Source organism: Paenibacillus taichungensis (assembly GCF_047302525.1).
Classification (GTDB): domain Bacteria; phylum Bacillota; class Bacilli; order Paenibacillales; family Paenibacillaceae; genus Paenibacillus; species Paenibacillus taichungensis_B.
In genome coordinates this window covers 930,424-945,466 of record NZ_CP168020.1, presented here as the reverse complement: position 1 = coordinate 945,466, position 15,043 = coordinate 930,424, and the positions used below count along the sequence as shown (strand labels likewise).

Genomic DNA, 15,043 nt, shown 5'->3' with positions numbered 1-15,043 from the left:
TACCTTTTTCTAATATATTCCATACTTGTATTCTGGTCAAGTCCGATCGGCAAGCAACATGTTATAACGGGAGAACCCTTCCCGCATAAAGATAACCTTACTGTCCGACCAGGATGGCTTTCATCTCTTCCGTCAGGTCCTCTTCCTTCAGTATCATATAGATGTTCTCCCCGCGGGTGACATTCAATTTGATCTGATAGAGCGTATCTCTCTCTGTTTGATAACCGGACCTTTGACGTTGAAGCAATTCGCTGATAATTTTTTTATTTTTGGTAGCGATCTGTTTGTTGCCACTTAAATTCCCGTCCACATATTCTGACTGAGGGTACACCATCTGAGGATTTCCGGGACTGTTAATCTCCTGCTTTACAAATTGTGCGGAAGCCACCTCATCTACTGGAAATTCCAGTTGCTCGTATAATTTGTTCTCTTTGAGCCAGTGCAGTACCCTGTCATAGCTTGGTTTGATCTCAAAGTTCCACATCTCCTTGGGTTGAGAAGGTTCATTCGATGAGGAATCCTGATTCATTTCAGCGTATGCAAAAGACTGCCACGGAGAACGTTGTTCCTCGTAAGTCTGGTCCATAATGTCCTGTTTCAGCAATTCCTTGAATTCACGAACTTGATTCGGATTGCTAATATATACTTTTCGGTATGAACTAACCGTTGAGCGAATGCCAATACTTAGCGCGTCCTCATCCAGCTTATACGTATCAAATGCAAATTTTTTGTAAGCCTGAGACTGCTTCAGCGCCATCAATTCCTGACGAAATTCAGGTTCGGGAATGTAATATTTGCGTTTCATCACCTTGCCGTTATCCAGCTTGTAATTAATAAACACATACTCGTCATTACGCATACCAGGATTGATGGGATCATCCAGCAAAGACAGATCAGAATCCACGATCTTCTGATGAAGAGCAATAACGGCTTTCATATATTCAGAATCACTTGAATAGAAAGGATCGTCATCCATTTTCGATGAGACACCGTTAGTATAAGTGTATCTCTCTCCACCAAGCTTGATACTGTTGACCTTGTTCAGTTCAGGTACTCGGATAACATATCCATTCCAATTGGCAACAGGGACGTACAGAATCAATCCAGCCACGATACCATATAAAGCAAACTTGGGCAGCAGTTTGCTGCTCCAGATCAACCACGTCTTGCGGATAATCATCTCGGCACCAATATAACCGACAATTCCACCGAGGATATATCCGAAGATTCCCCACCCCGATGATCCTCTTGGAGCAATTATGGTAAAGTAGGCACCGCCAATTAAAACCAGCGTAAACATTAAACCAAATCGGAATATGGGTTTAACCAGCGTAAACGTCACCGCTTGGGTAGCAGATTCCACCTGTCTCTTCGCATAGAATACGTAAGACAACGGGATGAATAACAGTGTCAATATTGAATAAATAATGAGTTCCCAACCGATCACAGGAGCTCCACTAATCGAAGCCATGCGAAGAACTAGAGATATTTTTTCTGCATTTCGCCCAACTTCATCGTACGGATATCCAAGCAGGTAATGCTGAAGATGCAAGGAAAAAATGAACCATACAACAACAGGCAACAATAGAAGCGCGTACACGGTGAGTCCCTGCAACACGGACTGTCCAATGCACATACCAACCACCACGGTCAGCATGAACATAAACAACGAGTAGATGCTCATACTGAGGCCCCACATCCAGATTGAACTACCTCCGAATATAAATGCGGACTGATCCAGTGCTGCCCATACCCAGCCTGTGATGGCAGTCGTTATCCAGATTGGAAGCAGGATCATAATAAATCCTGTCAACAAATTAACGGTTAACAGATGTTTGCGGCGCAGCGGCAAACTGTGGAACAGATCCGAAGGTGCACCGGATTGCACATACCGGAACAGAAAAATGCCCGCAGCTACTGGGAACGTAATGGCAAACAGAATTTGTACTTCTCCATTCGCCTGGAACAAACTCGTAATCTGCTGTGGTACTTCCCGGTACTCTGTACCGATATGGAGCGGTAGCGAAAACAACAACGTGATCAGGTACAAGATGCCAATCCATCCATGCTGCCTGAAATTTTGGAACAGGATGCCCCGGTTACAGAACAATCGGTTGAATATCATATCCTGCATCCTCCATTTCATAGATAAATATTTCTTCCAGCGTCAGCGGCAGCACATCCAGCAGATAGGGATCAAATGCACGGAATCGTTCTGTTACAGCCTCGCGATTGCCTTTCACAATAAACAGGGATACACTTCCACGCTGCTCTTCATGCAAAATATTCACCTGTTCATCCATTGCCTTGGCATGATCAGGATGGCGGAAAGCAACCTGAATTTTATGCGTATCAGCCTTCAGATCATCCAAATCTTTCTCTACGATAATCCGGCCTTTGTGCATGATGGCAACATGGTCGCACAGGTCTTCAATCTCGCGCAAATTGTGAGACGAGATCAGAATCGTCACCTGACGCTCCGCTGCTTCCTGGAACAGCAGATTCTTGATCTGCTGCCGCATGACCGGATCAAGTCCATCGATCGGCTCATCCATGAGCAGCACTTCAGGCATACAGCTGAGCCCAAGCCAGACGGCTGCCTGACGGCGCATGCCTTTGGACATGCGATGCAGTTTACGTTTCACGTCCAGTTTAAATACACTGCCGAGCTGTACAAAGCGTTCCTCATTCCAGCGCGGATATACCGAACGATAGAAGGCAGCCATCTGATGGATGGACGATTGCGGGAAAAAGTATGGCGCATCTGCCATAAAAATGGTGCGTCCCTTGAGGTCCATATTTTCATATATTTCTTGTCCCTCAATGCGAACCGTTCCGCTATCCTGACGATAGATGCCTGCCAGTATTTTGAGCAGCGACGTTTTGCCCGCCCCGTTGGAACCGAGCAAACCGTAGATCGATCCCTTATGTACTTGCATCGTGACGCCATCAACGGCTTTTTCCTGTTCAAATGCCTTAATGACCTGATTCAGCTCAATCATGCGGCTCCCCCTTCTCTATACGGGCCATCGCTTCCTCAAATAAAAGCGTCATATCGGCTTTGCTCAAACCGGAATATGAAGCTTCCGCAATCAGCTTCACCAGAGCGGCTCTGATTTCATCTCTCATGGCTGCATTCGGATGTTCCACGGACGATGATACGAAGCTCCCTTTTCCCTGCAATGAATAGATATAACCTTCACGTTCAAGTTCCCGGTACGCTTTCTGAATCGTATTCGGATTAACCGTGAGTTGCCCGGACAGTGTGCGAACGGAAGGCAGCTGCTCATCGGGTTGGAGAACACCGTACACGATCATTTCTTTGATTTTGTCCACTAGTTGCTCATAGATCGCCTTACGGCTGCGTACATCCAATTCGAACATCCCGCACCTCCTCTCTATAAAAGTTGTAATACCCTATTGATGAAAGATGACTGTATTTTGAAGTGTATATATCCAACACTAAGGTGTATTAACTGTACTACTATTATTAGTACAGTTAATACAGATTGTCAACCATTTACTTTGACTTCTCGTATGATTCGCGTTAGGTTTATATATATGATTAAAGTGACATATAGACAGATAGAAATAGATCACTCTGTTATATAAAACGCGTAATTTCGGGGTTCAGTTTGGTTCGGGCGGGTTGCTACTGTTCGTTAAATCACTTATCCAGCTAAATACGTTCAATGCTTGTTCTGATCTTTCCTCTTCCGTTATGATGGAGAAGAACGTTGTGCACGTTCACTGGTTCACGCGCTCGCTTCGCTCGTTGTCTGTACAGTTGTCCTAACGTCTGACATATGCGTACATATTTTATAGATGGCTTTTAAAAACCTCATGAAGGAGAATCCGGGATGAATGAACAGAAACAGAATGATTCTATAGAACGTAATCGCCCAGAAACTACAAGCTTGTCAAGTAGCTTTGAAACAAACTCGACATCCACAGCTTCGACACAGCGTGTATTAATCGTAACCGCCGTTGATGCGGAAAAAGAGGCTGTACTGCGCGGCCTGGGTGACCAAGCTGCGCGCTTTGATGTGATTGCTGCGGGCGTAGGCCCTGCCTCGGCCGCAGCAGGAACCGCTGCCGCGCTGGCCTTTGCCTCAGCAGCGGCTGGCACAAATGCGCTGGCGCAAGGCTCCGCTGCGCCAAGCGAACCCGATGCGGCACAAGCATCTGCCGCATCCTCAAGGCCGGGGCCCCTTGCCGGGACCGGACTGACCCCAGCGTACACGCTGGTGGTCGGTGCCGGCATCGGCGGCGGGTTCCCCGGCCGGGCGGACGTCGGCTCCCTCGTAGTAGCCGACGCCATGGTTGCCGCCGATCTGGGCTCGCAGACGCCAGACGGCTTCCTCAGCGTGGACGAGCTCGGTTTCGGCTCGTCCCGTGTGGCGGCGGACGCGGTGCTTGCCGCGCGCCTGCGCCATGAGCTGCAGCGGGCAGGGCTCGCTGTCAGCGGAGGCACGGCGGTCACCGTATCCACGGCGACCGGAACTGCCGAGACGGCCGCGGAGCTGCTGCGCCGCGTGCCGGATGCCGCCGCCGAGGGCATGGAAGGCTTCGGCGTAGCAACCGCAGCCCAGCAGTTCGGCGTGCCGGCACTCGAACTGCGGGCTATATCCAACGCGGTCGGTCCACGCAACCGCGACGCCTGGCGCATCAAGGACGCCCTGGATGCGCTCCAGGCTGCAAGTTCCATTTTACGGGAGGTACTTACATCATGAAAATTGCATTTTCCCCTTGTCCCAACGATACATTTATCTTTCACGCCTGGGTGCATGGACTGATTCCAGGTGCACCTGAGCTTGATGTCCGTTATGCGGACATCGATATTACCAACGGCCTTGCGGCAAATCCGGATGGACCAGATACACCTGAAGTCATGAAAATATCCTATGCAGCACTGCCTTATGTGCTGAATGATTATGCGCTCTTGCCTGCGGGCGGCGCACTTGGCAGAGGATGTGGTCCACTGGTTCTGACCGCTAACGGCACAACCGATCCGGCCTATCTCTCGGGACGCCGAGTTGCCGTGCCGAGCGAACGTTCAACAGCCTACCTGTTATTCCGTCTCTGGGCAGCACAAAATGTTCCCGGCGGTGTAGGCGAGATTGTCGTTATGCCATTCGACCAGATTATGCCTGCTGTCCGGGACGGCAAGATCGATGCCGGCTTGGTGATCCATGAAGCACGCTTCACGTACCAGAATTATGATCTCAAACTTATGACAGATCTCGGTAACTGGTGGGAAAGCGACACTGGTCTGCCAATCCCTCTGGGTGCAATCATCGCCCGTCGCAACCTGGATGCTCACGCTCTTGCAGGTTGGGCACGTGCCTCGGTGGAATACGCATGGGCGCATCCGGATGAGTCCAAAACATACGTCATGGAACATGCACAAGAGATGGACCCTGATGTAACTGCGCAGCATATCGGCCTGTACGTTAACGAGTTCAGCGCCAACCTGGGCGATGACGGTTACGGTGCAATTACAGCGTTGCTTGGTCGAGCGATGAAAGAAGGACTTGTTACCGAGTTCGATCTGGATTTGTTGCGGATCTAATTCGCACGGCATCAATTCAGAAAATCAATGAGACTAGGCTGTGCCCAATCTCTTTTTCTATTTTCTGCTGGGTACGGTCTCAGTGCTGACACCTCGTGTCCAAGGCGCTAACCAATCGGTAACACCTTATTGAGCAGAATCGAGCGGAATGGAGATACTAACGAATCTCAGTTACGTTATTTCCGATAAATCTCAGCGAAAAGACAGAAAAAACAGAATGAACGGCGAAATAACGCTTCTAGGGTTCGTAAGATTCCATTATCTATGGAAATCCGCACATTAGCGTGACTCTAGTTCGTTAGATAATACAAAGGGCTGTCCTATAAAGTCATGTTCATGACAATAGGACAGCCCTTCTTAATCTATTCCAACAACACACCGAATCTATACAAAATGTTGATCCAAACTCAATTACTCCGCCGCTACCGTGCGAATCATAACCCGAAGAGCATCCAGCATCATTGGAATGGGCAGTGACGGCACCGAAGGCTGAAGCACAGCCATCTCTGTTGAAGCCGGAAAATGTACAAATCCGGCACGAATCGGAAGCTGCTTCAATCGGATATGATCCAGTACCCGGTACATCGTATTGTTGCAAATATACGTGCCTGCTGTATTGGACACCGCAGCCGGGATGCCTGCTGCCCCTATGTTACTCACCATCGCACGAATCGGCAATGTAGAGAACAGGCCGTCCGGGCTGCCTTCCACTATGAGCTCGTCCACGGGATGCTGGCCCTGGTTGTCCGCATAGGAGCCGGGAGGAATGTCTTTGACGTTAACAGCAATCCGTTCAGGTGTGATGGCTGTCCTACCTTTGGCCAAACCACAGGCGATGACGACATCCGGTTGATAGGATTCCATCTCTGCGATCAGCAGATCCGCACATTCATCGAAGTGCACAGGCAGCAGCACTGTTTTCAGCTCTGCTCCCTCTATCACTTCAAGCGCAAGTACCTCCATCAGCTCTCCCGTTGGATTCACCGCATCCCCGCCAAAAGGTTCAAATCCGGAGATCAGTATTTTCACCATCGCATTTCCACTCCTGTCTATTTACTCGGATTTGTAACGCAAGCCCCACTGCCCACGAATCGTGTCCATCAACTTCATGATTTCCAGGGATTCGTCCAGTTGGATCGTTCTGCTCTCCGTACGTCCTTCCAGAATGCAGCGCCCTGCTTCCTCCGCTTCAAATGCATATCCAATACACGTCCGGTCATCCGTAAATGTCTCCGGTTCGTCCTGGCCGTTCACGTGCAGATAGGCTTCTTTGCCCGCCAGGAAAAGCGGTAAACGAATGTACCCTTCTGTGCCATATATGACCGCTTCGTTACTCAAGTTAAGACGAATGGCCCCATTCAGCGATGCAGAACGTCCTTCGGAATAAGACAACAGTACGGAGAACTGTTCATCCACACCCGTCTGTCCAATGTTGGCCGTACTCCACACATGCTGAGGCTGCTCGCCAAAAATCATGGACGCGAAGGAGATCGGATATACCCCTGCATCGAGCAAAGCACCCCCACCCAGATCCGGGTTAAGCAACCTGCCTTCCGGCTCCCAACCTACACGGAAACCGAAGTCTGCTTTGACCAGACGTACCTCGCCGATTCTGCCTTCCGCGATCCATGCTCTGGCTTGGGTAATCGGCGGCAGAAAGCGTGTCCACATGCCTTCCATGAGAAAAAGCTTGCGCTCACGCGCCTTATCCACCAATTGCTCCAGCTGACGGGCATTCATCGTAAACGGTTTCTCACAGAGTACCGCTTTGCCCGCTTCCAGACAAGCAAGCACATTTTCTTTATGTAACGGATGCGGTGTTGCCACATAAATAATATCCACTTCAGGGTCCTGCAGCATTTCATCATATGAACCGTAAGCGCGTGCAAAACCATATTCAGCTGCAAACTTCTCTGCACTTTCGGCTGTTCGTGAACCCACCGCCGCTTTTACGGCGTTTCCGGCATGCTCCAGATCTCGCGCGAACTGGGATGCAATCCATCCTGTACCCATAATGCCCCAATTCACTTTGTCCCGTCCAACAACTTTCGTCATATTAAAGCCTCCCCTGATATCAAAATATTTTATAAAGATCACGATCTCGATTAGGCCAACACGGAGTCTTCTTTATTTTACCAAAAAGAACCGCTTGCGTCAGACTGGTTTCATCTTTCACATTCCATGTTGTAATTTCAATGATCTAATCGAGATTCACTCTCATTTCAATTTTTTCGTATTTTTGCTAAGATGATTGCAGATCACGGATGAAAGGACGACCCGACTTTGTCCACACTTTTAACTATTGAGAAGCTAGTGAAACGTATCGGTCTAACCGAACAGCATATTTTATTTGAACATGTGAACGCAGTAGTGAATCAGGGAGAACGTATTGCCATACTCGGTGCATCTGGCCAAGGAAAAAGCACATTGCTCCGTATTCTCGCCCTGCTGGATATTCCTGATGAAGGAGACCTGATCTGGAAAGGAACTTCTTATCGGGATTCGGACCCTCGTATTTGGCGCATGCGCATGACTTATGTCGCACAGCAGGCTGTCATGCTGTCAGGCACTGTGGAAGATAACCTGAAAACAGTGCACCTGCTTCACAGGCAGCCATACGATCAGGATCTCGCCCGACGCCTGCTTGCAGGTATGGGATTGGAGAATCTTGATATTCAAAAGCGGGCCATCGACCTCTCCGGTGGGGAGAAACAGCGCATAGCTCTTATTCGTTCCATGATGCTGCGTCCTGAGGTCCTGCTGCTGGATGAAGTGACTGCTTCCCTGGATCGGACCAACGCACGCCTGGTGGAAGAGCAATTGACCCGCTGGAGCCAGCAGGAAGGTACTTCGCTCATCTGGGTTACCCATGATCAGGAACAGGCACAATCATTCAGTACAACCACCTGGTTTATGGGCAATCAGACACTGCTGGAGCGCCAGCCGACAGCTCATTTTTTTGACAATCCGGCCACCGACTTGGCCAGACAATTCATTTTGCACCCTGCCCCTGCGGCAGAATAAGGAGAAATCATGTCTCTCATCGCTCTGAGTTTTACCATTATATTTGTGATGCTCACCATGCTCATCTCCGTCTGGCAGAAGCTTGATCTGGAAAAGGATATTGCTATAGGCACTGTTCGTTCCGCTGTACAGCTGTTGCTTGTCGGATATGTACTTCAATTTATTTTCAACTCGGACCACCCCGCTCTCATCATTGCCATTGTCGGATTCATGATTATCGTAGCCTCCACTAATGCTGGCAAACGCGGAAAAGGACTTCGCTGGATTTCCTTATATATTGCGGCTGCAATTACGGTCACGGAGCTGCTCATGATGGGACTGTTGTTAGGCCTGGGTATTGTAGAGCCTACTCCTCAATACATTATTCCATTGAGCGGGATGACCATCGGTAATGCCATGGTGGTGTCCGGGCTGTTTCTGAATCAGATGAAACGCGAAGTCGAATCCTCCAAAGGAGAGATTGAATCCCTGCTTGCACTGGGCGCAACGCCAAGACGTGCTTTTCAGGACGTATTGAAACGTTCCGTGAAATCCAGCATGATCCCCACGATCGATGGCATGAAAACGGTAGGACTCGTACAGCTTCCTGGCATGATGACAGGCATGATTATTGCGGGTGCCGATCCGGTTGAGGCCGTGCGTTACCAGATTCTGATCGTGTTTGCTTTTACCAGTTCGGCCGCCATTACCAGCATCCTGCTTAGCCTGATGACGTACCGACAGTGGTTCACATCGGATATGCGGCTGCGTTCGCTATGATATATCAACCTCATCAGGAAAGGAGGCCACACGATGTTAACCCATCCGAGCACCAATAATAACCGGAATACCACCCACATGTTGACCCAACCAGATCAGCCGAAACGCACTGATGAATCCATGACACGAACGGAAATGGATGCTTTTCTAAACGATGCGTTGCTCGAACTGCGTCAGGCAGAGCTGGTTACCTTGAATACACATTGGCAATGGAGTCAGACTGAGCTTCCTCATCATACCTTTGTCTACATGCACAAATTCACGGGCAAGCTGTTAGTAAACGGAATCGAATCCCTCGTCGCCCGGAAGTCCGCTTTCCTGTGTACTCCGGGAACATCCCTGGAGCTTTTCTCTGATGCGGACCATGAGATTGAACTGTATATCATTCATTTCGATCTGTTTCGGGTTGCTGAGAAAACGGAAGAACGGCGAATATATGAGCGAGAGCTTGGTTCACCTGTAACAGGGTGGATTCAAGGTCCTTACTATGGGATACAGCGAATTGCCGCACAATTAACAACCGAAGCTTCTCAGACCAGCCTGAAAGTGCAGCTGCTTCTGACCGATCTGCTTCATACGCTCTGGCCGCAGGAAGGTCAGTCGGATGTGGATGGACAGGACGAGCCTGAACAGTGGCTCAGATCAACCTTGCAGTTCATGCGGGAAAACTATATGAACGAAATCAAACTCGAGAAGCTGGCCGAACTGGCAGGTATGCATCCGTCGTATTATTCACAGCTGTTCAAGAGCCGGATGCAGAAAAATCCTATCGAATATATCACTCATTTACGAATGAATCGGGCCAAGGAATTGCTCATGACTTCAGATCTGCGTATTCGTGATGTGGCCCGCCAGGTAGGCTATCGGGATGAATTCTATTTCAGCCGCCGCTTCAGGAACCATGCTGGTTATGCGCCAACTTCCTATGCCAAGCAGGTACATCGAAATATCGTCTCACTCTCCTATCCATACACCGATCACCTGATGACACTTGGCATCACACCATGTGCAGCTCAAATACAAGGCCATCTGCCCCATGTTCCCAAATCGTTGACGCTGCCGTTCCATGCCTATGAACCCTGGGAACAGGGACGCCAGGCATTCCTTGATGTGAATCCCGATTTGATTCTAACTAAGGATAACGCAGCTGCTAAAGCGATGGAACATATTGGAGATGTCGCTCCAATCATCACCATCCCTTGGAATCAGACAGACATGTTCGGTCATTTGCAGAAAATCGCCTCTATCGTGGATCGTACTCAAGCGGCAAAGGAGTGGCTAGATCGGCATGAGCGTAAGGCGGAGCGGGCTCGCAAAAAGATCAGGGAGACAGCGGGTCAGGTCACCGTCGCTATCTGTACCTTAACTGCAAAAGGACCGCGCATGTACAGCAATCGCAACTTCGGTCATGTATTTTACCGCAGCCTGCAACTGTCCCCTCCTGATCGAATTCAGAAGGAACTAACAGGCAAACCTGCTGGTGTGGGATTCAACTGGACGTCTTTCACGCCTGGAGAATGGGATGGCCTCGAAGCGGATGTGCTGCTGATTGCGGTTACGTCCATGAACGAACGTACCACTCTGTTACAGCAGATTACTGCTGATCCGTTGTGGAAGAACTATCCCGCGGTAAAAGCTGGACGCGTTCATGTCATAGACTGGAATTCATGGGTGGTATACGCTCCGTATTCCATCAACATCCAGCTCGATGAAGCGCTCTCTATGTTGACGAACAAACCAGCATTTCTGTAATCTAAAAAATGTCCATCTCTATAATCTTAATTTATGCCATGTACGGGCCTGAATTAAGATTTTATAATGTTCTCTAATTGATAATGATAATCAATAACAACAGCAATGCGTTGTTGGTAACAAAGGAGTGACCCGCATTCAACATCCGGGACTGTCACAACGTCCGTCCAAATCACGAAAATCCGCAGTGACGGTTGGCCTGATGTTTTTGGCGGCCATTGGCGCACTGCTGCTAAGTATGTTTGTCGCCATTTCTCTTGGTGCCAAGGGGCTGACACTGGAGACCGTATGGACTGCCATATTTCAGTACAACCCGGCTTTGACGCCGCATCAGATTATTCACGAACTACGGCTGCCACGTGTAATTGCTGCTGCTGTGATTGGTGCCGCCTTTGCTGTGGCCGGAGCGCTCATGCAGGGAATCACACGCAATCCGCTGGCAGACACCGGCATTCTGGGGATTAATGCAGGCGCTACCTTTGTCGTGGCGCTCAGCTTCGCCTTCTGGCCGGGATTGCCTTATGCCTGGATCATGTTCCTGTCATTTGCAGGGGCTGTGCTCGGCACTCTGCTCATTTTCCTGCTGGGTATGGCGGCACCCGGAGGTCTAACCTCCATCAGGCTTACCGTTGCGGGTGCCGTTATTGCAGCCATGCTGAGTTCGCTCAGCACCGGTGTCGCCATATATTTTGATTTGAGCCAGGATTTGGCCTTCTGGTATGCAGGTGGTTTCGGGGGGATTGAATGGCGGCATCTGAAGTTGATTCTGCCTGTTCTGCTGGTTACCCTCGTGCTCACCTTGCCCATGGCCCGTCGGATATCCCTCATGTCGCTTGGAGAAGAAGTTGCGATTAATCTGGGAATCAATCTCCGCTGGACCAGGCTGTTTGCCTTGACGGCGGTTGTTGTGCTGGCTGGCGTATCCGTTTCTGCTGTAGGCTCGATCGGCTTTGTTGGACTGGTCATTCCACATATTTCTCGCAAATTGGTTGGCGTGGATTATCGACTCATCATTCCGATGTCCTCGCTGCTCGGAGCCGTCTTGCTGGTGCTCGCCGATCTGGGATCACGCATTGTGAACCCGCCTCAGGAACTAGCAGTAGGCATTATGGTCGCCTTTGTCGGTGTACCCTTCTTCCTCTATCTGGCCCGTAAAGAAAGGAGGGCCCTATAGCGATGAACACCAATGCACCTTCACGAGGCAAACGTTCCATAGCAGTCAGTATTACGCTGCTCTGTATCGCCTGTGCCGTTATCGTTATCAGCCTCAACTCGGGAACAATTCGCCTGTCACCAATAGCCGTGCTTCACACCCTGCTTGGCTATGGTACGCCGGATGATCAGATTGTATTGTTCGACTATCGACTGCCACGCATTCTGGTTACTGTACTCGCCGGAGCGGGACTCGGTATTGCCGGTGCTGCGCTGCAAGGCATTACACGCAACCCATTGGCCGATCCGGGCATCCTCGGATTGCATGCAGGAGCGGCTTTTGGATTGATGGTATTCGTAAGCTTCTCCCATTCCATGAATGGCTCGGTAGCCTTGCTGATTCCGTTGTTTGCTTTTGCAGGCAGTGTCGCCGCGGCGTTGATTATCATGCTGCTATCCTATGACCGACATAACGGAGTATCCCCCATTAAGCTTATTCTGGTGGGCATTGCCGTAGCAGCTGGTTTCCATGCCCTGACGCTCTATCTGTCCCTGCGTTTGGATGAAGACACCTATTCCTTCGCCGCCCGCTGGCTGGCAGGTAGCGTCTGGGGCAGAGACTGGGTTCATGTTCAGGCGCTGCTTCCATGGATTGTGCTGTGCATCTCGTACATATGGAGCCGCTCCAAAACGCTGGATGCCTTCAATCTGGGAGATGCTGCCGCGACCAGTATTGGTACACCTGTCAGATCCCAACGTGTTATTTTGTTATTGTGCACGGTAGCATTATCTGCCGTCAGTGTCTCCATGGCCGGCGGGATCGGATTCATTGGTCTTGCGGCGCCGCATCTGGCCCGCAGACTGGTTGGCCCGATGCATCGCCATCTGATCCCAGCCGCCGGACTCATCGGCATGGTGATCCTGGTTGCTGCCGATACGGTTGGGCGAACGATATTTCAGCCCAATTCCATTCCGGCAGGCGTCGTGGTCGCGGCGATAGGCGCACCTTACTTTTTATATCTGCTGGTACGAACCAAGTAATGACTTTATCGGAACAATCCGAATAATTTCACCGGTACACCCAACATAAAAACGACATCCATGAGATGTTCAAGGAGATTGAGATTACCCATGTTAAAGAAAAACCTTATGCTCTTCATGAGCATCTGTCTGATGCTTGTACTCGCAGCCTGCGGGAACGCCAATAATTCATCCTCTGCTTCGGAAGGTTCTACTACGGACACTCCGAACGCTACACAGGACACCAATTCCGCTTCCGGAGATCAACGCATCGCATCCATGTCGATCCATCTGACCAATGACCTGCTGTCTCTCGGCATTACACCGGTTGGTTCGGTGATCGGCGGGGAAGCCAAAGCCTTCCTGTCCCATGTTGCTGATCGTCTTCAAAATACAACGCCGCTCGGTCCCGTTAAGGACCCGGACATGGAAGCTTTGCTTGCCCTGAAACCGGATGTCATCTATCTGGACGAAGAATTCTCCGGTGATGATATTGCCAAATTCGAGAAAATCGCCCCTGTACACGTCTTCAATCTGGATGATGGCACTTGGCGCGACCACCTGAAAGACATTGGTAAACTGGTAAACCGCGAGAAAGAAGCAGAGCAATACATTCAGGATTATGCGACTGAAACGGAAGAAGTGAAATCCCTGATTCACGATACAATCGGTGACGGCACCGTAATGGCTATCCGTGTAACCGCCAAAGAATTGCGTGTGTTCAGTACACGCCGTCCAATGGGCCCGATTTTGTATGAGGATCTGGGGCTGACGCCAGCTAAAGGCATTGAGGAATTCGATTCGTCCAAACCATATCAAGTTGTTTCACGTGAAGTGCTGCCAGACTTTGATGCAGATGCGATCTTCGTTGTCGTGAACTCGGATGATGAAGCTCAGAACATGTTCAAAGAACTGCAAAACAATCCGATCTGGCAAGGACTGAAGGCTGTCAAAGCAGGCCATGTCTACCCGATCGGTGCTCAACCTTGGCTGGACTATTCTTCAATCGGCAATAAAATGGCCATGGATGAAGCCAAAGAAATGTTTTCTAAGAAATAAAATGACCCTTACGCACAACATATAAAAAACACCAAAAAACCTCTCTTTGTAGATAGGAACAGAGTCAGCAAATATGCTCTCTCCATCCGCTCAAAGCAGAGGTTTTTTTGTATCCAAACTTGTATCCCTGTAGGTAAAAGTCCGTTGCGCATGTCTCGAATCACTCTGCTTGAACCTCACTCACCAATATAAAATCACTTGACGATATGTCAAATGAAACTTATCATTTAGTTAGTCGACTAATTAAAAGGATGGAAGCGCTTATGAAATCAGATCGAAATGAACGGTTAATGGGACAGTTATCAGAACTCGTCAAGCTACAGCGTTACAAGGTTCATGAGAAGCTTATCAACCACCCTGAGTTATATCCTGGACAACCGCCGCTGCTGTTCCAGCTTGAGCGGGAAGATGGCCAGACCCAGAAACATCTGGCAGAACAGCTTCGCCGCGCCCCTGCAACGGTAACGGTAATGCTGAAACGTATGGAAAGCTCGGGGTTTATACGGCGTGAAGCTGACCCGAAGGATCTGCGCAGTCTGCGTGTCTATCTGACCGATCAGGGCCGTGCTGCGCTTAAGGAACTGAGAGAAGTATTCCAGGAGCTTGATCGCCAAGCCCAGAAAGATTTTACACCCGAGGAAACGCAACTCATGTCAGCTCTCGCCCAGCGCATGGTTCAGAATCTGCGAGAATATTAAATGAGGT

General features: G+C 49.7%; 14 protein-coding genes. 9 read left to right on the top strand and 5 right to left on the bottom strand.

Annotation, left to right across the window (positions count from 1 at the left end; genetic code table 11):
• Window positions 1–97: 97 nt before the first annotated feature.
• The 3 genes from ACDJ58_RS04225 to ACDJ58_RS04215 are packed head-to-tail and all read right to left on the bottom strand — an operon-like array spanning window position 98 to window position 3,384.
• Window positions 98–2,125, bottom strand: coding sequence for a hypothetical protein (locus ACDJ58_RS04225; RefSeq protein ID WP_413375780.1), 2,028 nt, complete (start codon window positions 2,123–2,125; stop codon window positions 98–100).
• Window positions 2,100–3,002 (bottom strand): ABC transporter ATP-binding protein, encoded by a 903-nt coding sequence (locus ACDJ58_RS04220; RefSeq protein WP_064640337.1) that lies wholly within the window; start codon window positions 3,000–3,002, stop codon window positions 2,100–2,102. The genes ACDJ58_RS04225 and ACDJ58_RS04220 overlap by 26 nt, the downstream gene beginning before the upstream one ends.
• On the bottom strand, window positions 2,995–3,384 hold the full coding sequence (locus ACDJ58_RS04215; RefSeq protein WP_053783970.1) for a GntR family transcriptional regulator: 390 nt from the start codon (window positions 3,382–3,384) through the stop codon (window positions 2,995–2,997). The genes ACDJ58_RS04220 and ACDJ58_RS04215 overlap by 8 nt, the downstream gene beginning before the upstream one ends.
• A gap of 476 nt (window positions 3,385–3,860) precedes the next feature.
• Here ACDJ58_RS04215 and ACDJ58_RS04210 point away from each other — a divergent pair, with 476 nt between their 5' ends.
• Window positions 3,861–4,733 (top strand): futalosine hydrolase, encoded by an 873-nt coding sequence (locus ACDJ58_RS04210; protein ID WP_413375777.1) that lies wholly within the window; start codon window positions 3,861–3,863, stop codon window positions 4,731–4,733.
• Complete coding sequence (locus tag ACDJ58_RS04205) at window positions 4,730–5,572, top strand: 1,4-dihydroxy-6-naphthoate synthase (RefSeq protein WP_413375775.1); 843 nt, start codon at window positions 4,730–4,732, stop codon at window positions 5,570–5,572. Before ACDJ58_RS04210 ends, ACDJ58_RS04205 begins: the two co-directional genes overlap by 4 nt.
• Before the next feature lie 411 nt (window positions 5,573–5,983).
• Here the strand turns inward: ACDJ58_RS04205 and ACDJ58_RS04200 are convergent, their stop codons facing one another.
• Both ACDJ58_RS04200 and ACDJ58_RS04195 read right to left on the bottom strand, forming a co-directional pair.
• Complete coding sequence (locus ACDJ58_RS04200) at window positions 5,984–6,604, bottom strand: pyroglutamyl-peptidase I (protein ID WP_413375773.1); 621 nt, start codon at window positions 6,602–6,604, stop codon at window positions 5,984–5,986.
• A gap of 21 nt (window positions 6,605–6,625) precedes the next feature.
• Window positions 6,626–7,627 carry a Gfo/Idh/MocA family protein gene (locus ACDJ58_RS04195; protein WP_413375771.1) on the bottom strand — a complete coding sequence of 334 codons (1,002 nt, stop codon included), beginning with the start codon at window positions 7,625–7,627 and terminating at the stop codon, window positions 6,626–6,628.
• Window positions 7,628–7,855: 228 nt separating this feature from the next.
• Between ACDJ58_RS04195 and ACDJ58_RS04190 the strand changes: the two genes are divergently transcribed.
• The 7 genes from ACDJ58_RS04190 to ACDJ58_RS04160 all read left to right on the top strand — a co-directional run bounded on the left by ACDJ58_RS04190 (window position 7,856) and on the right by ACDJ58_RS04160 (window position 15,036).
• Window positions 7,856–8,596 (top strand): ATP-binding cassette domain-containing protein, encoded by a 741-nt coding sequence (locus ACDJ58_RS04190; RefSeq protein WP_413375769.1) that lies wholly within the window; start codon window positions 7,856–7,858, stop codon window positions 8,594–8,596.
• A 9-nt stretch (window positions 8,597–8,605) separates the two neighbouring features.
• Window positions 8,606–9,355, top strand: a complete 750-nt coding sequence (locus tag ACDJ58_RS04185; protein WP_413375767.1) for an ABC transporter permease — start codon at window positions 8,606–8,608, stop codon at window positions 9,353–9,355.
• Window positions 9,356–9,388: 33 nt separating this feature from the next.
• Complete coding sequence (locus tag ACDJ58_RS04180) at window positions 9,389–11,107, top strand: helix-turn-helix domain-containing protein (RefSeq protein WP_413375765.1); 1,719 nt, start codon at window positions 9,389–9,391, stop codon at window positions 11,105–11,107.
• A 202-nt stretch (window positions 11,108–11,309) separates the two neighbouring features.
• Window positions 11,310–12,281, top strand: a complete 972-nt coding sequence (locus tag ACDJ58_RS04175; protein ID WP_413379457.1) for a FecCD family ABC transporter permease — start codon at window positions 11,310–11,312, stop codon at window positions 12,279–12,281.
• A gap of 2 nt (window positions 12,282–12,283) precedes the next feature.
• Window positions 12,284–13,300, top strand: coding sequence for a FecCD family ABC transporter permease (locus ACDJ58_RS04170; protein ID WP_413375763.1), 1,017 nt, complete (start codon window positions 12,284–12,286; stop codon window positions 13,298–13,300).
• A gap of 90 nt (window positions 13,301–13,390) precedes the next feature.
• Window positions 13,391–14,338, top strand: coding sequence for an iron-hydroxamate ABC transporter substrate-binding protein (locus tag ACDJ58_RS04165; RefSeq protein WP_413375761.1), 948 nt, complete (start codon window positions 13,391–13,393; stop codon window positions 14,336–14,338).
• Between the two features lie 263 nt (window positions 14,339–14,601).
• Window positions 14,602–15,036 (top strand): MarR family winged helix-turn-helix transcriptional regulator, encoded by a 435-nt coding sequence (locus ACDJ58_RS04160; protein ID WP_413375759.1) that lies wholly within the window; start codon window positions 14,602–14,604, stop codon window positions 15,034–15,036.
• The last annotated feature ends 7 nt before the right edge of the window (window positions 15,037–15,043 follow it).